At 69.4% G+C, this 19,512-nt stretch carries 12 protein-coding genes; 6 read left to right on the top strand and 6 right to left on the bottom strand.

Translation table 11 applies throughout. The features are described 5' to 3' along the window. Positions 1–48: 48 nt before the first annotated feature. From FBQ73_RS10315 to FBQ73_RS10335, 5 genes are all read left to right on the top strand, one after another. A complete protein-coding gene (locus FBQ73_RS10315) occupies positions 49–1,617 on the top strand; it encodes a hypothetical protein (RefSeq protein ID WP_170218834.1) in 1,569 nt (522 codons plus the stop codon). Next, on the top strand, positions 1,614–2,768 hold the full coding sequence (locus FBQ73_RS10320; RefSeq protein ID WP_138399393.1) for an AAA family ATPase: 1,155 nt from the start codon (positions 1,614–1,616) through the stop codon (positions 2,766–2,768). Before FBQ73_RS10315 ends, FBQ73_RS10320 begins: the two co-directional genes overlap by 4 nt. After that, positions 2,765–5,191 (top strand): hypothetical protein, encoded by a 2,427-nt coding sequence (locus tag FBQ73_RS10325; RefSeq protein ID WP_138399394.1) that lies wholly within the window; start codon positions 2,765–2,767, stop codon positions 5,189–5,191. The genes FBQ73_RS10320 and FBQ73_RS10325 overlap by 4 nt, the downstream gene beginning before the upstream one ends. A 1,051-nt stretch (positions 5,192–6,242) precedes the next feature. After that, the gene (locus FBQ73_RS22920) at positions 6,243–8,129 is read left to right on the top strand and encodes a hypothetical protein (RefSeq protein ID WP_210236741.1); all 1,887 of its coding nucleotides are present in this window, start codon (positions 6,243–6,245) and stop codon (positions 8,127–8,129) included. 59 nt (positions 8,130–8,188) lie between these two features. Further along, entirely contained in the window at positions 8,189–11,557 is a 3,369-nt protein-coding gene (locus FBQ73_RS10335) for a CHAT domain-containing protein (protein ID WP_138399395.1), read from the top strand. 163 nt (positions 11,558–11,720) lie between these two features. On the opposite strand, the gene FBQ73_RS10340 is transcribed toward FBQ73_RS10335, so the two are convergent. The 6 genes from FBQ73_RS10340 to FBQ73_RS10365 all read right to left on the bottom strand — a co-directional run bounded on the left by FBQ73_RS10340 (position 11,721) and on the right by FBQ73_RS10365 (position 17,555). After that, entirely contained in the window at positions 11,721–12,950 is a 1,230-nt protein-coding gene (locus FBQ73_RS10340) for an extracellular catalytic domain type 1 short-chain-length polyhydroxyalkanoate depolymerase (RefSeq protein WP_138399396.1), read from the bottom strand. 92 nt (positions 12,951–13,042) lie between these two features. After that, the gene (locus FBQ73_RS10345) at positions 13,043–13,462 is read right to left on the bottom strand and encodes a CopG family transcriptional regulator (protein WP_138399397.1); all 420 of its coding nucleotides are present in this window, start codon (positions 13,460–13,462) and stop codon (positions 13,043–13,045) included. A 209-nt stretch (positions 13,463–13,671) separates the two neighbouring features. Next, the gene (locus FBQ73_RS10350) at positions 13,672–14,001 is read right to left on the bottom strand and encodes a 2Fe-2S iron-sulfur cluster-binding protein (protein WP_138399398.1); all 330 of its coding nucleotides are present in this window, start codon (positions 13,999–14,001) and stop codon (positions 13,672–13,674) included. 13 nt (positions 14,002–14,014) lie between these two features. Beyond that, positions 14,015–14,728: an acireductone synthase gene (mtnC, locus tag FBQ73_RS10355; RefSeq protein ID WP_246089649.1), complete on the bottom strand. Its 714-nt coding sequence runs from the start codon at positions 14,726–14,728 to the stop codon at positions 14,015–14,017. Positions 14,729–15,024: 296 nt separating this feature from the next. Next, positions 15,025–16,401, bottom strand: coding sequence for a lysine N(6)-hydroxylase/L-ornithine N(5)-oxygenase family protein (locus FBQ73_RS10360; RefSeq protein ID WP_138399399.1), 1,377 nt, complete (start codon positions 16,399–16,401; stop codon positions 15,025–15,027). Positions 16,402–16,481: 80 nt separating this feature from the next. Then, complete coding sequence (locus FBQ73_RS10365; protein ID WP_138399400.1) at positions 16,482–17,555, bottom strand: GNAT family N-acetyltransferase; 1,074 nt, start codon at positions 17,553–17,555, stop codon at positions 16,482–16,484. Positions 17,556–17,758: 203 nt separating this feature from the next. Here FBQ73_RS10365 and FBQ73_RS10370 point away from each other — a divergent pair, with 203 nt between their 5' ends. Next, positions 17,759–19,504 carry a cyclic peptide export ABC transporter gene (locus FBQ73_RS10370; protein WP_138399401.1) on the top strand — a complete coding sequence of 582 codons (1,746 nt, stop codon included), beginning with the start codon at positions 17,759–17,761 and terminating at the stop codon, positions 19,502–19,504. Positions 19,505–19,512 lie beyond the last annotated feature (8 nt).

Here is a 19,512-nt window from a genome sequence, read left to right on the forward strand (position 1 = left end):
GTCGGGATACATCTGGCGTATCCTGGCAGCCAGCGGCTCGCGACTGGCATGCTGATCGCCAAAGACCTCGTCATGACGGCCCTTCACACCTTCGTTCGCCGCCGCGACGATGGAAGCTGCGAACACGTCGACCCCGACCTGCCGCAGGACTGGAGGATCCGGGTCGCCGTCGTTCCGCTGGCTGCCCGCCTGGGCGGGACCGCCCGGAAGGTGGAATGGACCGAGGCCGAAATCCTGTGGCCGACGGAGCCGACGAGCTGGTTCGCCTGCGACCTTGCACTCCTCAAGCTCAAGGACTCGCCGTTCAAGGTCGCCCCGCTCGCCGTTGCCGCGACGGACGTGGATGAGATGGCTCTTCCCGCGCGCTTCATCGGCTTTCCGCTGGCGCAGGACGCCGCTGCGGACCAAGCCTCTGCAGGCGCTGCGGAGAACATGCCCGTCCCCATCGATCCTGACCTGCACTTCCTGACCGAGCTGGCGCTCTTCAGCGGCGAGCTGACCCTCCGCGACAAGGTGGAAAACCGCCGGATCCTGACCGTGGCGGAAGGGGGCGACACGCCGCCGGGCATTTCAGGATCGGTGGTGCTGCGCATCGAACGGCCCCACCCGCCAAGCATCGTCGGGGTCGTTTCTGCCACATCGAGCCCCAGCTATGCGCAGCTCATGGAGAACCTCGGCCGCGACCACAGGAGCCTTGCCGTCGCCCTGCTCGGAGCCGCGCTGGAGGACCACGCCGACCTCGGCGGCATCCTGCGCGAACACGGCATCGCCCCGGCCGCCCACGCGAAGGCCCTCGCCCCGCCGGCGCTGATCGACCACGCCGCGCTCATCGACCGCAAGGAAACCTGCGAAGGCATCGCCTCCTCCATCGCCGGCGGCGGGCCTCCGCCGGGTCCCGCCGCGCCACGGGCGATCCTCACGGTCGGCTACGTGGGCGAGGACGATCCCTACCGGGCGCTCCGCACCATCGCCAGCAAGCTGCCGGGAGCCCTGAAGGACGTCACGCGGCGGGGCGCGCCGGTGCCGACGGCCCATGTGGAGGCGAAGCCCCTCGTCATGCGGATGCCCCCCGGCCGGCTGTCGCGCAGCGACATCAACGGGCTGCTCAGCCACCTTGAGGGCGGGCTGGGAAGCGGCCCCGGCTCGGTCGTCGTCCCGATCATCGTCTCGGGGGAGATCGCCGGCCCGCAGGATGCGAGCGCCTGCCTGCGCGAGACCGCGGCTCTTCTTCAGGAACTGGCAGCCTTCACGGCCCCCCTCGTTCTGCTGCTGTTCCTCGAACGCGGCGCGCAGGCGACGCGCGGCGCCGTCATCCACGACCGCCTTCGCGCCGGCGCAGCCGACAGTCTTGAGAACGCCCTGCGGTCCCTGGACTTCATGGGCGACCTCGAATGGATCGACGAGCACGCCATCGCCGATTGGGGCGCCACGCTGCTCCAGGTACCGGACATCGAGCGCTGGAGCCATCTTGTGGCGCCGCGCATCGACGAGCTGCGCGACCGGGTCTACCGCCTCTACGCCAACTGCCCGGAGGGGGCCAGGGCCTATCCGCGCCTCCGCCGGGTGTTGGAACTCATCGCCGAAATCCAGACATCGACCGTTGGGACGCGCCCATGACCAGCAAGCCGAAACTCGCCGCCTTCGAAGCCGCGCGCCGTCGGCCGTCGGGTGACGGCACCGAATGGCTGGTGCCCGAACTTCTGACCGAGGTGGACCTGCCCCTGCCCACCGTCGCCGCCAGCCTGGGAGACGGCGCCGGCGGCTCGACGGCCGGCGGCAAGCCCTATGTGTTCTCGCCGGAGCTGCTGTACGCCTTCAAGGCGGCGCTGCTGGTGGGGCAGCCCCTGCTGCTCACCGGCGAGCCGGGCGTGGGCAAGACCCAGGCCGGGCTCGCGCTCGCCGCGCGGCTCTGCATTCCCGTGGAGCGCTTCACCACCCGCTCGGTCACCGTCGCCGCCGACCTGCTCTATGGCATCGACGATATCCGCCGCTTCCGCGACAGCCACGGCGCCGGCCGTCGCGCGCTGCGCGACTACGTGACCCTGGGGCCCATCGCCCTCGCCGTCCTGCGCTCGCTCGGGCCGGCCTATGCGCTGGAGCCGGGCGTGTTTCGGGACGGCAACGGCATCGCCGCCACCGGCTGGGCGCAGCTCGGGGAGAATTTCGGTGTACCGGCCGGCCCCGTCACCCTCGGCCTGCTGTTTCCCGACGTGTTCGACGGCCTCACAGGCCCCGTGCGCACGCTGGTGGTGGTGGACGAGATCGACAAGGCGCCGCGCGACACGCCCAATGACCTGCTCGTCGAGTTCGAGGAGATGCGCCTCCATATCCGGGAGCTCGGCCTCCATCTCAAGGCGAACGCCGCGCACTGGCCCATCGTCGTGCTGACCGCCAATGCGGAGCGCGCGCTTCCCGAGACCCTGCTGCGGCGCTGCATCTTCCATACCCTCACGCTCTCCGACGCCACTTTGCGCGACATCATCGAGACGAACCTGCGCGACATCGAGATGGACGGCGGCCTCGTGGACCAGGCCCTGCTGCTGTTCCGCGAACTGCGTGATCCAACCTTCCACGCCGGGACCATGAGCCGACCGCCGAGCACCGCCGAATGTATCGCCGCCGTGCGCGCCATGCACCTGTGGTCACCGGTGCCCTCGCTCGCAGATCACGGCCTCCGCCAGGCCATGGCCATGGCCTTCGGCAAGACGCGGGCGGATTTCGCCATCTGCGAGCAGGCCATGGCGCGCCTGTGGGGAGCCCCCGCGTGAGCCCGGGAAGCGGATCGGGCGCGACCGCAGGCCTCCTCGGCGGTCTCGGAGGCGAGGCTGGCCTCACCCGGCTGCTGCGGGAGGCGGAGCATCGCCAGATCGACGTGGCACAGGACAGCAAGCTGCGCCTCGCCGAGGTTCTCGCCCGCTACGCCGACGCCGGGCTCGCCTTCGCCGACGGGGAGGAAGCCGGCGTGGTCGTCGCCGGCGTGCTCGCCCGCTCATCCCGCGACGAGCGCGCGTTGCGCGAGCTGGTCCGAGGCGCATGGCGGACCGGCCAGCCGACGGGGATCGCGCACCTGTCGCAGCCGGAGCCCTCTTCCCGCGGGCCGGAGCCGGAAGACCCGGCCGTCGCCGCGGCCCGGCGTGCGGCGCAGCGGCGACGGGCGGTGCTCGCCGCCGGGCTGATGCTGCTCACGGCGGGCACGGCGGCCCTGCTGTGGTGGGGCCTTCAGGGTGGCGCCCCGACGCCCGTCATCACCGATGCGCAGCCGGCGGTGGTGCCCCTCGCTCTGGACGCGGCGATCGCCGATCTCCTGCTGCGCGCAGCGGTGGCGCTGCCCGCCCTCATCGCCGCCTGGATCGTGTGGGAGCGCCGGCGGGTGGCCGCCGGCGACGAGGATGCGCCTTCGCCGGGAGCCATCGCGCGATGGCTTCCGGAAACGCCGGGGCTGGTGCTGTTCACCAGCCTTGCGGTGCGCCGCAGCCTCGAACAGCTGCGCCGGCCTTTGCGCATCCGCTTACGACGCCTCGACGTGAGGCGAAGCGTCTGCGCCACCGCACAGGCGGGCGGCGTGCCCCGCCTGCATTTCGAGGAACGGCGCGTCGCGCTCGACTGCGTGGTTCTGGTGGAGCGCGCCGGCCGCACCGACCATGTGGCGGCGCTCGGCGTCCAGCTCGCCGGCCGGCTCCGCGAGGCTGGAGCGCCGGTGATGCATTATGAATTCTCCGGCAGTCCGGCCCTGGTGACGCGCATCGAGCCCGGGTCGGGCACGCGCGGGGCACCGGTGCCGTTCGAGCGCTTCGCGTTTTCCCATGCCCGGGCGCGGCTCCTGCTCGTCAGCAGCGGCAATGCCTTCCTCGACCCGCGCACGTTGGCGCTATCCAAATTCCACCGCGAGGCGCTGGACGCGTTCGCCCAGGTCTACCTGCTCTCTCCCGCGCCGCGCCGCTCCGTAGGCGGCCGGTTGCGGCAGGGCGGTGCCGGCGAGGCGGCGTTCCGCGCCGGCATGGCGGAGCGCGCGTTCGGCCATGCCGGTGCCCGGGTGGTGGCCGCCGACGCGGCAGGCATCGCGGCGGTCGCCGCCTCCGCGCTCGCGCCCCCCGGCGACGACGGCGCGCTGGCCGATGAGACGCCAGACCTGCCCGACCGGCTGGTGAGCGCGCTCGACACCCGGCTTCCCCTCTATCTCGCCGAGCATGCCCTGCCGTCCGCCCCGGACAACGGCGCCGATGCCCCCCTCGCCACCGCCGAGCTTTCGAATGCGGAAGTGTCCGAGCTGGTCGCGTCGCTGCGCGGCTACATGGGGTCGCGGGCGGCATTCCGGCTGCTCACGGCGGTGCTGATCTTTCCGCGGCTGCATCCCGACCTCACGGCCGCCATCGCCACGGCGCTCGCCGCGCCCGCGCCGGTGGGGCGCGGCGGTGCCATGGAGCCGGTGGGGCCACGCCTCACTGAGGACCTCTATCTGCGCATCGCCCGGCTGCCGTGGGGGCGGGAGACCAAGGCGCCCGCCTGGCTGCGCCTCGCCCTTGCCCGCGCGCTGACCGACACCGAGCGCGCGGCGGTGGCGCAGGCGCTCGACCGGGTGACGGCGCAGCTCGTTGCCGACCCACAATCGCGCGACCCCGAGCGGGTGGTGCTGACGCCGGACGACAGCGCGCGCATCGGCCATCCCGCAGGCCTTCCGGCGCGCGACCCGGTGTTCGCCGCCTTCCGCAGCGCCGGCGATCCGCTTCACATCGGCATCCTCGCCCCGCGCCTTGCGGACGGCCGCGCCGACGCCCCGGCCTCCGCGGCCCGGCGCGGCGCCATCGGCGCGCTCGTGCTGGTGGCAGCGGCGGGCTATGTATTTGCGGAGACCATCATTGCGGAGCTGGGGACCCTGCTCGGCGGGCCGGCGACAATCGTGCTGGGCTGGTGGGCGGCCAGCCTCTTCGCGGCGATCGCCGCCCTGCTGCCGAGCGGGCTCGGCAATACCGCCGGGGACATTTTCGTCGCCCTCGCGCTGCTGATCGGCCTCCTCTGGCTGCTCTTTCCCTACCGCATCGCGCTGGCGACCCGCACCTATCGCGAGCCGGACCCCGAGGCGGTGAACCAGTTCCTGAACGACGTGGCGACCAGGGCGGGCGTCCGGGCGCGGGAGTGGCTGGAGGATGCCGGCAGGCGGCTGCGCGGCACCCGCAGGCCGGAGGTGAAATGAGATGGAGACCGCCGAGCGCAGCACACCTCCCATCGAACGGGCGCCCCAGGCCTCCGACGCCGAAACGCCCCGCAGCGCGGAGCCCCGCCGGCCGGCCGCCGCCCCGGCGCCGCCGCCCGCTCCGGTGCCCAAAAACCCGCAGCCTGCCGCACGCACCTTCACGCGGCGCTACGTCCTCGATGTCCCACTCTATACGGCGCCGCTGGCGCTGTTGCTGCTGGGATTGGGCTGGCAGATCACGGAACAAAACACGCAGGATGTGACCCTGTTCGGGCTCGCGGGCTTCGGCCTCGGCCTTGCCGCCGCGACCGTCATCGTGCAGCGCCTGCTGCCGCCGGAGACGCTGCAGGAGAACGCTCCACCGCCGCGGCTGTGGGCCCTGGTGGCATTTCTTGTTTTCGCACCCGTTACCGCCTTACCACCGTCCATGATCGTCGCTGAGCCCACTGTCGGCTCAAATTATATTTTTACTACATTTCTATTATTTTACACCGTGTTTATTTTGACTTTTTATATATACTGGAAAATATTTACCCCACATCGAAACTTTAATTATGTAATAATTACTATGCAGATTTTTTGCGTTATGCCGTTAACATATATCAGTTTTATTTTTTCCACGTTTGTATCGAATTTATGGACATCACTGACGTTAATTTCAATCTTACTTCCATCTATACTTGTCATTAGATCCTATGAAATCGATCAGTTTCCGCTTAAATTTTTGCCATCTACGCTATCAATTATCCAATTATCCATATTTATATTTATATTCTACAGCATATATCGGCCAGATTCGGACATTTATAAGCTATTAATGTGCATAATATTTCTTTCATTCATATTCATTTTAGCTTATCTTTTGCGAAAGCAACTTCTGTTGCTGGTGTCATCTCCGCCCAGCAAGAGCGCAGGGGAGGCACCCCGCCGCCCCCGCTCCGCGACGGCGCCTTATGCCCTCGTCCCGGCTTTTCTTCTCTCCATAGTGCTGATCAGCGCCATCATTCTGCTGGCGCCCTGGACCCCCGGCAAAGCGAGCGCGTTCGTTCACATGGCCGCATGGCCCATCCTCCTCGGCTACACCTTTCTCTTCGCCTCGCCCTTGCCGCGCCTGCTGCTTGAAGCCGAACTGAGGGGGGCGCCGGTGCCGGGCGCCAGCTATGCGGATTTCCGGCGCCTGAGCCGCCTCGGCGTCTCCGACGACCTGGCGCGCCGTGGTGCGCGCGCCATCGTGGCGGCGGCCCTCGCAGGCCTTGCGCGCGGGCTTCGGGGCCTTCCCGCCTTCCTCGCGCCATGGATCGCGGTGACGCTGGCATTGTCGGTGGTGCTTCTGCCATGGCCCCTCTGGCTCGGTGGGGCGAGCCCCGCGCCCCTCATCCTGCCCATCGCCGTCTGGGCGGCCGCGCGCTGGGGCCGGCGCGCCCTGCCGCCCCTCGCGGTCGTGCTGGTGCCGCACGCCATCGGCCTGTCGCTGCCCGTGCAGGACGGTAACGCCCTCCCCCAACTGCTCGGCGCGCCGGGCTTCGTGGCCGCGACCCTGTTCTGGGCGCGCTTCACCGCCGACGCGGACCTGCGGCGGCGCCTGCTGACGCAGGAGCGGTTCGGCGCCGGCGCCCTGCTCGCGCTGGCCCTGCTCGCCGGATGCGTCACCATGAGCCACCTGCAGTCCGCCTCGGGATTGAAGGCGACCCTCATCCTGAACCTGCTGTGGCCGGCCGCGAGCCTCGCCCTTGTCTGGGGCCTGTCGCGGGCGCCCATCGGCGGCGCGGTTGCCGTGCTGCTGCTGCTCGTGGGCCTGCGCGCCGTCCTCCACGCCCTCGGCTGGTCGCCGCAGGCGCTCGCGGCACCTCTCCAGCTCACGTTCGGGAACTCCGCCCTGATCGTCGATCCGCCCTTGTTCGGCCTCACCCCACAGCTGGCGGCCGGACTGGTGCTGCTCGCCCTCCTCGCCCGCTTCGCCGTGCGCCAGGGCCTGTTGCCGGATGCACGGCGGGCGACCCGCTTCAGCTCTCCCCTCTCGCGGACGGTCGGCGCGGCGCTGACAATCATGCTGGCCGTCGCCAGCCTCGACCTCGGCGCTGGCAAAGGCATCGCCGGCACCACGCTGAACGCCACCGCTCCGCAGGAACCGTTCCTGCTGGCGATCGGCTTCATTCTCGGGCTGTGGCTGGCCCGGCCGCTTCGCCACCTGCCGGGGGACCTCATCCTCGGCTGGGCGCCGCTCGGCGTGGTTATCGGGGTGGCGCTCGTCGTCTTCCTGAAGCAGGAGGGGGGAGCAAGCCTCGCGGGCCTCCTCGACCAGCTCGGTTCGCCCTACGCCATCGCGAGCCTCGCCGCCTTCATCGCCTTTGTCGTCTTCGGCTACCTGGTGCGCCGCACCGCCGAAGGTCGCCGGCGAAAGCCCGAGAGCCGGACGACATCGGCCCACACCGGCGCCCCCCGCGAGGGGCAGGCCGTGCTCTATGCCGGCCCCTCAGCCGTGCTCGACGATCTTCTCGGCCGCGACCGCCGGGCGCCGCTCGCCCGCGTGATCGACGCCACCTTTGCTGAGCCCGAGGCGCGGCGGCTGAAGGACCCCGGCGTGACCGCACCCATGCTCGCGGATGCGGCGCCCAGGCCATTCGCGGAGGTGTTCGAGCTGCCGACGCGGGCTGCGCCCTCCCCCGCAGGCCTCGTGCTCGGCCGGCTCGGCATGCTGTTCCTCGCGCTGAATGCCTTCATCGCCGTCGCCGCGGTCACCGTGAGCGCACGACAGGCCACCGCGCCTCTCCCGACGGAGACCACCGGCGGCGAACAACAACAACAACAACAACAACAACAACAACAACAACAACAACAACAACAACAACAACAACAACAACAACAACAACAACAACAACAACAACAACCCGCGACCACGCGGGACAGCGGCGGCAAGGCACCACCCAGCGCCCGCTGAATCGCCAGGGATCGACCGGGCCGGCTCCAGGCCGCCCGACAGGAGGACAGGAGGATCAGATGCCGCAGACCAGGATCGCAGGAACCGGAGTGGTCTTCGACGTTCCCGAAGGATACGAGGCGCAGGCCGGCGCGAAGGCGACGGCTCGCACCGCGCGCGGGAGGGCCGCCCCTGGGCCCGCCACGGTGGCAGCAGCCGGCTTCTTCCCGGCCGACCGGGAGGTCGATCTCGTGGCACGCGCCACCATCGAGCCCAAGCCCGGCGGGTCGCGCCGGGGCCTGCGCCGCAGCTTCGGCGGCGGGCAGTTCACCGCCGATGTGACCATCGCTACCGGCGAGAAGGCGGTAGTGCTGGTGGAGCAGGACGGCGTGTTCCGCTGGGTCTACCCCACGCCCGACGACCCCGCCCTGCCAAGCCGGCGCCGCTCCACCGAACGGACACTTCATTTCGAGTTCGACGCCACCCCAACCATCGGCCCCGGGAGCTCCCCCGGCCGGCGTTCGCTGGCCTCGGACGTGTGGGGCTACCTGCGCTCAAAGCTCGACGTCTATGTATTCCGCTGGGTCGCCGGCCAGCTTGGCGGCGCGGCTGCCGGCTATCTCGACCGCGATATCGCGACCGGCCTCGTGCCCATGGGCAAGACCGCACCCACGACCTGGCGCACCGACGGCGCCTTCACCTTCAAGGCCGAGGAGGGCAAGCCGTTCCGCGTCCTGTTGTTCATCCACGGTACGTTCTCGTCCACGGCCGGCAGCTTCGGCGGCCTGCGCGATCCGGAGTGCGCGCCCTTCGGCGAGAAGCTCTTCAGCGCCTACGACGCGGTCGTGGGCTTCGAGCACAAGACGCTGGTGGAGACGCCGGAAGAGAATGTCGGCCATCTCATCGCCGCGCTCTCCAAGGCGAAGCTGCCGGAGGGCGCCCGGATCGACATCGTGGCCTTCAGCCGGGGCGGGCTCGTGGCGCGGGTCTTCCTCGAATTGCAGGAGAAGGCGCGCCGGGCCGCGCTCGGCCCCCACGAGATTGGCGACGTGACCTTCGTCGGGTGCACCAATTCCGGAACCTACCTCGCCGAGCCGGAAAACATGCGTGACCTGATCGACTTCTACACCACCCTGTTCGCCTGGGGCGCGAGGCTGGTGGAGGTGGCCTTTCCGCCCTCCGCCGCCACGGTGGAGATCACGAAGGCTCTCCTCTCCGGCCTCGGCGACTTCGTCAAGGCACTCGCCGAGGCTGCGATCACCGACAGTCACGTTCCCGGGCTCGCTGCCATGCAACCCGGCGGTCCGCTCGTCACCCGCCTCAACGACGCCGTCGACGACGGGGACGACCGGCCGCGCTACAGGGCGTTGGCCATCGATTTCGAGGCCCCCTCGCTGCTGCAGGGCGGCGCCCGGATGGTGGCGGTGGACGCCGTCGCGGACCGCCTGTTCCGCAACGCGGCCAATGACCTGGTCGTCCACACCGAGTCCATGACCAGCTTCGGCAAGCGGCAGCGCCAGCTTGTGGACCAGATCCGCACCCGGTCGGACAAGGTGTTCCATACCCGCTATTTCGACGCCGCCGACACGGCGCTCGCCCTGCTCACCTGGCACGTCCCCGCCGCGCTGTCGCAGGCGACGGCGACGCCCCCGGTGGTCACTCCGCAGGTGCTCGCCGAAACGCTGGAGACGCTGGATCTGGCGGTCCGTCCCGGCCGTCAGGGCGGCCGGCGGGGGAGCCCCCGGCTGGACACCCTCATCGCCCTCGACCTGCCCGGAGAAATGCTGTCCGCCGAGCTGCCGGTGGGGGGAGCCAAGCGGTCCCAGACGCGCAAGGCGAAATCCTCTGCGGCCAGCGCTCCCGGGACCACATCCCCCGAAACCACATCCCCCGAGACGCCGTCACCCGCCGTCCGAACGGCGCGGACGTTCGAGGTGGAGGCCACCATGCCGGCGCTGCCGCCGGTCGCCAAGCCGTTCCCGATCGAGGTGAGCCTGTCGCGTGAGGAGCTCGCCGCGGCCGCCGGGACGGCGGCGGCATCGGCTTCCTTCACCGCGGCCGAGGACGACCGCCTCGTCCTGTCGGTGGCCGGGGTGAAGAATGCCAGGGTGGAGGGGTCCGGCCGCATCGCCGGGATCACGCCGCCGCTGGAGCAGGAGAAGCGCATCTTCACCTTCAGCGCCAGCTGCCCGGAACCGGGGCCGACGGAGTTTCTGGTGGAGGTGTGGCGCGGCTCGGCGCAGCTGTGCGTCGCACCCTTGACGGCCAAGGCCGGCACCGCCCCGCCGGCCGCGAAGCTTCCCGAGCTGGTCCGGGTCCGGGCCGGCGACGGCTATGACGGCTACCTGACCCTGTTCGTGGAAACCCAGCGGAACGGTGGCGACACCGCATTCCGGCTCCACCTTACCGGGCGCGGGCTCAACGTGGAGGGCGCCTCGGTCCTCGACGGGCGGACCTATGACGACTTCATCGAGGAAACGCTGGGCGACCTCGAGGCGGTGTTTGCTTCGGCGTCCTCCACGGCCTCGGTGGAGGAAATGGTGCGGGCCGTGGGCATCCAGCTCGCCGATGCCGTGCTCCCCCTGGCTATTCGGGCCGCCCTGTGGGAGGTGCGCGCCGATATCGAGGGCATCCTCCTCATTGCCGACGAGCACCAATTGCCCTGGGAGGTCATGTTCCTCGACGACCCCTCAAATCCGAGGGAAGCCGGCTTCTTTCTGGCCGAGAAGGGGCTCACCCGCTGGTTCCGCAACGTGGGCCAGCCCAAGCGCCGTCACGGGCGATCGCTGACGCCCGCCGTCTACGTGAAGCCGGACTATCTGGACGAGGCCATGCGCCTGTCCGGCTTCGAGCGCGAGATCGATCAGCTCGATGCCACCATCGGCCCACTCACGCGCTGGGGCGCAAGCTCGCGCGCCATGGTCGCGGAGCTGCGGGGGGAAAACGAAGTGGGCGTGCTGCACCTGTGCGGACATGGCAACACCGCCAGCGGCACCCTGCGCGAGGGCCTGCTCGTGCTCCAGGACAGCGAGGACCCCCTCAGGAGCGGCTTCGTGGAGGACGTGCTCGACAGCCGGCTCGTGGCCGCGAACGTCCGCTTCAACCCGGATGCCGCGCCGGTGGTCTTCCTCAACGTCTGCCGCGCCGGGCGCGCCACACGCGGGCTGGTGGGCGCGGCCGGCTATGCCAAGGCCTTCGTCGCACCCCGGTCCAGGGCCGGGGCCGGGGTGTTCGTGGCGGCGCAGTGGGAGGTGGACGACACCGCCGCGGCGGCCTTCTCGGAAGCCTTCTACGCCGCGCTTGCGCAGGGCGGCACCCTGGCCGCGGCGACCTTGAGGGCGAAGCAGGCGGCGCGGGCGAAATCCGACGACCTCACGTGGCTTGCCTATTGCGTCTACGGCGATCCGGCGACGACCTTCACGCTGGAGGCCGAAACGCCGCCGTCATGAGGCGCCGGCAGTGCCGCTCGGCCCAACCCGGGACAGCCGGATGCATCGCATCCGGAGCGGCGGGAGGAGACCATCCGGCAGGTCTTCGCGGCCGAGCGCCCAGCCCCGGTGGCCCGGCTCTAAGGTTGCGGAACCCGCCCCATTTCCCGGCGCCGCCGTCGCCTCAGGGGCGATCGTGCTGGAGGAAGAAGCGCACCATCTCGCGGCTGGCGTCGGGGCCACGGGGCTCGGTGTAGGATCCCGATGCGCTGCCGCCGGACCAGGCATGGCCGGCGCCGTGAAGCACCCAGTGCTCAAGGACGCTGCGCCCCGCATCGTCGCACTGCACCTGCCGGGTGTAGCTGATGCCGCCCGGCGCCTGGCCGGACAGGGTGGTCGTCCGCAGGTTCTCCCCGGCATTCGCCTGCGCCACCGCCTGGGCCACCACCTGGGCGCCGTTCAGGGGATGGACCGTGGTGTCGCCGTCGCCGTGAAACACGATGGTGGGGACCATCCTTCCCTCGATGCGAGGGGAGGCGCCTCCGGTCGAGGCTCCGCCCTGCCGCATCGCCGAGAAGGCGGAGGGCATGTCCCGGGCCGCGCCGCAGGCCAATCCGGAATGCACGCCGATGGCGCGATAGAGATCGGGATAGGTCGCGCCCATGATCGCCGCCGTGGCGCCACCGGCGGACAGGCCGGCGGCAAAGACCCGGTCGGGGTCCACCGGGAAATCGTCCATGATCTGGCGCGTGATGCCGGCAATCAGCGAAGGCTCGCCCCGGTCGCGCCGCTGGTCGCCCGCGTTGAACCAGTTCCAGCACCGGGAGGCATTGGCATCGTGGCTCTGGGCGGGGTAGGCGACGAGGAAGGTGTGTTCCTCCGCAAGCGCGTTCATGCGCGTGCCGGCGGCGAAATCGTCGGGGGACTGGGTACAGCCGTGCAGCATCACCACGAGCGGCAGGGGCTGCCCGTCGAAGCTTCCCGGCACATAGAGCTTGTAGCTCCTGCGACCGGCTTCATTGGAAAAGCTGCGCTCCTCGAAGCGCGCCTCACCGGGCACGACCGCCGGCGTCGCGCCGCCACCGACCCGGTCGTCGCGCCCACCCTCAGGCGTGCGATGGCGCACGAGATCGAGCAGCCCCTCGATCCACGCCCCGGAAAAAGGGCTCATGTCGTTGCGCGGGGCCGCGGGTTCGGCCGGGGTGGAGAGCGGGGGCGTCCAGGCGCTTCCGGTCTGCGCCGACGGGGGGACCAGATCGACGACCGGAGCCTTGCCGCCAGCCGCATCAGAAGGCCCGGCCCGGTCATGGGGGGCGACGCTGTCACCCCGCAGAACGGCCATGGCCTCTTCGAGCCGGCCGAGGCGCGTGAGACGCGTGGCTTCCAGAACATCGATCTTGGATTGTCTGGCCATCTGAGCTGGCTCCTGTCGAATGAAGAGGGCAAGACGCGGCGCGCCGCCCTGCGGCCCGGGCCCATGGGGCCCGGAACGGATGATTTCGGGGATCAGTGTATTCGATCGGCCAGCGCCGCCTTGACTTCCGCACTGGCCTGCAGCGCTCCAAGCACGTGCAGGGACGCGATGGTTGAGCGCGCGAGGTCCCCGGGAACATCCGGCGCGATGACGGCCATTCCCAGGACATGGATATGAAGCATCTCACCGGCGTCCCGCGCGGCCTCCAGATCTGCGCAGCTATAGCTGCGCATGCCGAGATGGAGCTGGCGGTGGGCAAGGGATTTCTTGAGGGCTTCCTCGTGACGGTCGAGCTGGTTGCGGATGGCGGTCCGGATGAAATCGGTCCGGTTGGAATAGAACCCCTCGCGCACCAGCAGGTCGACCTGGCCCAGATCGACGTAGCCGAGATTGATGGTGATCTTCTCGCTCTCCGGAGTCCTTGGACGCAGTTCGTGCACGCGGTCCGCCATTTTCCATCCCCAAACCATCTGTCTGGATGGTAGATGGGCATGCCGCCATCAAGCCGCAAGGGCGGTGCAGCATGATTTATCGCAGCGCAGCATTGAACCGGCGGCGCGCGTCCCGGATCCAGCTTCGCACCCGGAGGCCGGCAACCGGAACATTGCACGCGGAGGTGGCCAAAGGGCGGCAGCCAGAGGGCCGCCAAACAGGCAGCCGCTCAGAAATCGCCGCCATCGTCCGGTGCGATCACCACATGCATCCGCTCGAGGGCCGGCTCCAGCTTGAGCTGGCAGGACAGCCGGGACGACAGGGTGCGATGGCGGCTGGTCGCCAGCATCCGGGCCTCCCCCGGCCCGATCTGGGGCAGCACGACGCCTTCGGGCGGGGTCACATAGACATGGCAGGTGGCGCAGGCGCAGCCGCCGCCACATTGGGCGACCACTTCCTCCACGCCCGCCTTGCGCATGGCCTTCAGCAGCGTCGCGCCGTCCCGGCCCGTCACCTCGATCCGGTCGCCGTCGCGGGTCTCCACGGTGAAGCGTGCCATGTCTGCGCCCGCCCTATCCGAGGTTCAACGACGCGAAGTCGACCGCCACCGGATGATTGCCGCCTCCGCCGCCGTCCCGCGTGATCCGCGTGGTGGCGAGGCCTGCGGCCTTGGCGGCATCCAGCTCGTCCTCGTTTTCGGACAAGACCAGGATTTCCGCCACCGGCAGGGCCAGACGCTCGGCGATGGCCTTGTAGGATTCCTCCTCCACCTTCTGGCCGACGCGGGTATCGAAGAGGTCTTCGAACACCGTCGCCACGTCCCCGCCCGCCGAACCCAGCCACAGCCGCTGCGCCAGCTCCGAACTGGAGGAATAGGTGAAGAGACGAATCCCGGCGTCCCTCCACGCGTTGAGGCTGGGCGCCACATCGGGAAAGATCTCGGCGGTGAAGACGCCGGCCTCATAGCCTTCTTCCCAGATCCGGCCCTGGATGATCTTGAGCGGGGTGGGATTGCGGCCCTGCTTCATCCAGCGCTGCAACAGCGCCTCGGCCTCCACCGGCTTCAGCGAGAAGCCGCCCATGAGGCGTCCGGCCTCCTCGAGCGCCTCCTCGATGTCCTCATCCTCGGCATGGGCCGCGATGAAACTGCCCAGGCGCTCCCGGGCATAGGGCAGAAGCGTCTCCTTGAGGAAGGACAGGGGACCGGCCGCGCCCTCGATATCGGTCAGGATCGCCTTGATGGTCATGGACGAGGCCCCGCCGGCGCCGTGACGGGCGCCAGACATGGCACGAGGCGGCGTCCGCCATGCTCCCCCAATTGTCCGGAATGCGCCATGGGCCGCGTGCTCCCTGCCGTGATCAAGCCGTACAGGGAGGCCAAGCACCCGGCGTGCCAGACGGTGGAGGCCGCGCCGGGGCGGCGTGGCAGGGCAGGGTCGGTGCGGCACCTGCACCCATCCCGGCACGGGTCCTCACGGCCATGGGCTCGGCCCCGCGGGACGTCCAATGGACACAGCGCGACACCCGAGGTGCAAGCGTCGCGCTGTTTCGATCCGTCACGACGAAAGCCGGTGGGCGGGCCTCAGGCCCGTCCCAGCTGTCGCCGCACTGGCGCCGCGGACACCCCCGAAGCCGAGCTGGCTGCCAGCACCGCCTCGGCGATCTCCTGCCCCCGGGTGGCGAGGACCGAGAGCAGGGTGTCGCTGAGGCCGTGGGTGCTCTCGTTGGTGCCCTGGATGAACACGCAGGGCCGGAACTCCGCCGCCGTGGCGAGCCGGTAGTCGCGCCCCACCGCACCGACGCTCACATAAGGTTCCAGCCCGGCGAGCAGCGCCCGTCCGCTGTCGCGGACATAGCCGGTGGCGAGCACCACCGCATCATAGAACGACCGGCCCTCGGTCCCGTCTGGACCGATGGACAGGTCGAGCACGATGGCCCCATCCGCCTCCGCCACCCGTGTCACCTGGGTGAGCCGGCGGACCTGGAGGCGCTCCTCCCCGCTCACCTTCTGCTGGTAGAGCAGGCTGTAGATCCGGGCGATGAGGTCGGCGTCCACAACCGAGTAATTCGTGCTCTTGAAGTCGGCGATCAGCGCCCGCCGGCGCGGTTCGCTCTGGTGGAAGATGAAGTCGGTGAAGTCGGGGTTGAAGATCTCGTTCACGAAGGGGGTGTCGTCGGAGGGGCGCAGGGCATGCCCGCGCACGATCATGTCCACCTGGCCATTGGGAAATCGGGAAGAAAGGTCGAGGAAGATCTCCGCCGCGCTCTGCCCGGCGCCCACCACCGCGATGCGCGGGGCCGGGTGATTTCCGAACCCGAAGTTGTCGATGTTCGAGAGGTATGCGGCCGAATGGAAGATGCGCGGCACGTTGCGGAACGGCGCGAACAGCTCCGGCACCCGCGGGCTGCCGCCGGTGGCCAGCGCCACGTTACGCGCCCGCCGCACCTGTGTGCGCCCGTCCGCCCCCCGGGAAACCACTCGCACCACCTCCACCGCGCCGCCGGACACCTCCGGCTCCAGCGCCACCACCTCCTCGCCATAGCTGACGCACGGGTCGAAGCGGCGCGCCGCCCAACGCAGATAATCATTGAATTCCAATCGGCTGGGAAAGAACGTCTTCTGGTTGATGAAATCCATCAGCCGGCCCTTCTCGTGCAGATAGGCGAGAAAGGTGAAGGGGCTGGAGGGATCGCGCGGCAGCGCCAGATCCTTCAGGAAGGAGATCTGCATGTCGCTGCCCGGCAGCAGCATGCCGCCATGCCAGACAAAGCTTTGCTGCTTCTCGATAAAATGGGGCGAGAGCCCGGCCTCCCCCACCCCGGCCAGCGCAATGGCGATGGCGAGGTTGGAGGGGCCGAAGCCGACACCGACGAGGTCGTAAGTCCAGTCCTCGCCTTCGGATTTCGGCCCGGCGGGACGACGGGTGGAGGGCAATGGATGGCTCTCTCTGAGGGTCATGGTGCAATTCCCGGTGCGTTTCCTGATTGAGTTGGCGAAACACGGCCCGGCATCACCAGGCCGACGGGCTTAAAACCTTGTCAAGCCTCGGTAAAAGTGCGCAGCGGCGGTGCCTTTTCCGCCAACGCCGGAACCGGCAGGGCACCATCGGGCACGAACAGGCGATCGCCGAAAAAGCGCTCGCGCAGTAGCATCACCAGGGCGGCCCGCTTGTGGGGAAAATCGAACGTGCTCATCCGCGCAAACCCCGAGCGCTCAAGGTTGCGCAGCTGCTGGTGATGGTCGGAGCGCGGCTCGCCGACGATGCGCTGGGTGCGCGGATCGTCGAGGAAAATGAAGTGCATGAGGGAGGGCAGCCAGGTCGCCACATAGGCCCGGCCACGGAAGGCGTCCTCCCCCACCAGCACATGCCAGCCGCGATCATGATCACCGGCATCGTAGAAGGGGGCGATGCGGTTTTCCTTGGCCCAGTAGACTTCGAAATAGGCGAATGGCACCCCATCCACCGTCCCCATCAACGGCAGCATGTGGGGATCGGCCTGAAGTCCTTCGAGATAGGCGCGATGCTTGGCGAGGTCGCCGGCCTCGTCCCAGATCTCTGCAACGCGGGGATCGTTCATCCAGCGGTTGAAGCCCGCGAGGTCGGTGGCCACATCCACCGTGCGCAGCTCGAAGCGGGCGCCGAGCCAGGGAATAAAGCGCGTGTAAACAATGCCTTCCGGCTTCGGCGGGCGCACCGGGTGGCGCCGGCCCTGGGTGAGGGCGAAGCGCTGCGCGAACGGCGGGCGCGCCTGCGGCAGCCACAGGTCAGCCTGCTGCCAAAACGCCTCCGGGAACACGTCGAGCCCCGCGCCGCTCCTGGCCGCGAGCCCTTCGGCGAGAAGGCGCGACCGCAGCGCCCCGGCAAGCGCGCCCCTGTCCGCATCGAGCCCCAGAAGGGGCAGCGGCACCGGCACGGCCCGCAGGGCGGTCGCCTGTTCCAGCGCGCGCAAAAGCAGGCAGAAGGCCGTTGCATCCTCCGCCGCACGAACATCGGACAGGGTAAAGCCGCCCGTCGCCGCGTCCGGCGCCAGGACCAGGCGCGAACCGTCCTCGCACCGGGCCACGATGCCTTCGCCCTCGCGATGGGCGGCGACGATCTCTCCAGCGGCCATGGCGTCCTGTCCCTCCGGTCGGCGAACGGGTTTCGGGAGATAAGACGAATGCGCCGGGCACCGATTTAGGAACATCTCGCAACTTCACCGGCGCGGCGGCGGCGCCCGAGCAGGACACCCCTAAATTTCCGCATACCCTGAGCGTCTTGGGATTCAGGTCCGGTCGCGTCCGGACGCGAAGTCACCGAGGGAGCCGAACACACATGGGCCCGTCACCCGCGCCCGTCGCCGCGGACGCCGCCATCACTGCGGCGCGGCCCCCGCAAGCGAGCGGCTTCTCGCTTCTGGGCTTCGTGTTCGGGCAGAACCCGGTGGAATTCTCCGCCGCCGTGGCCACCAGCCTCCTGAGCGGCATCGCAGCTGTCGCCCTCATCATCCTCATCAACATGGCGCTGGCGCCGCAGGTGTCGGATCTTGCGGGCCTCGGGCTTGCCTTCGCGGCGGTCGCCGTCGTGACCGTGGCGTTGCAGACGGCTTCGGGCATCCTGTTCGGCCGGCTAGGGCAGGAAGTGCTGGCCCGCTTGCGCAGCCGCATCGCCGAGCGGGTGGAGGCCGCGCCCCTGCGCGCCGTGGAGCAGGTGGGGCCGGCACGGCTCCAGGCCCTCGTCACCGACGATGTCTTCACCCTCGCCACCGTGGTGGTGCGGCTGCCAGTGCTGTTCACCAATGCCGTCGCCATCTCCGGGTGCCTCTTTTATCTCGCGTGGCTGTCCCTGCCGCTCTTCCTCGGCGCGGCGGGCATGATGGGGCTGGGGGTCGCCGGCTACATGCTGGTTGCGGGACGGGCGCGGCATCATCTGGAACATGCGGGCGGGCGGCAGGATACGCTGTTTGCCCACCTCTCGGCGCTGGTGCTGGGCACCAAGGAGCTGAAGCTCAACCGCACAAAGGCCGAGGATTTCCGCACCCGTCACCTCGGCGCGGCCATAGAGACCGTGCGGCGCGCCCGCACCCACGGCATCACTTTGCTGGCCCTGGGCTCCGCCTGGGGCAGCCTGATCGTGTTCGGCTTCATCGGCCTCGTGCTGTTCGTGTTTACCGGCGGAGGGACGGTGGCGACGGGCTATGCGGTGGTGCTGCTATTCCTCATCGGGCCGCTGGCCGCCGTGATGGAGGACCTGCCCCGGCTGGCTGTGGCGCGCGTCGCCGGCCAGCGCCTTGCCGAAACCGAGGCGGCCCTTGCCACCCGCGACACCGAACCGGCCCCGCCCGCGCCGTTCGAGAGCCTCACGTTTGAGGCCGTCACCCACGCCTATTGGGACGAGCGGACGGCGGAGATGTTCCGCCTCGGCCCCGTGGACATCGCCTTCGCGCCGGGGGAGATCGTATTCCTGGTAGGCGGCAATGGCTCCGGCAAGACCACCCTCGCCAAGCTCATCACCGGCCTCTACGCGCCGGAGAGCGGCACGGTGGGGCTCAATGGCGCCATCGTGGACGACACCAGCCGGAGCGCGCAGCGCGCCCTGTTCTCGGCCGTATTCGGCGATTTCCACCTGTTCGAGAGTCTTGTCGGCCTGTCAGGCACGCCGGACCTTGATGCCCGTGCCAACCGGCTGATCTCGCGGCTCGCCCTGACCCACAAGGTGAGCGTGGAGGACGGGCATTTCTCCACCCGCGACCTCTCCACCGGCCAGCGCAAGCGCCTCGCCCTCGTTGCCGCCGTGCTGGAGGATCGTCCCTTCCTGGTGTTCGACGAATGGGCGGCGGACCAGGACCCCGCCTTCAAGGGCGTATTCTATCGCGAGCTGCTGCCGGAGCTGAAGGCGCTGGGCAAGAGCGTGCTCGTGATCTCCCACGACGACCGCTACTTCGATTGCGGCGACCGCATCGTGCACATGGAGAACGGGCAGATCACCGGCGATGTGCGCTCCGGCATCGATGGCGATGCGCCACGCGAGGACCCTAAATTTCGCGAGGCCTCATTCGTCTTCCAGTCGACCCCCATTTAAGGCCGGGC

It is taken from the genome of Xanthobacter autotrophicus (genome assembly GCF_005871085.1).
Lineage (GTDB): Bacteria > Pseudomonadota > Alphaproteobacteria > Rhizobiales > Xanthobacteraceae > Xanthobacter > Xanthobacter autotrophicus.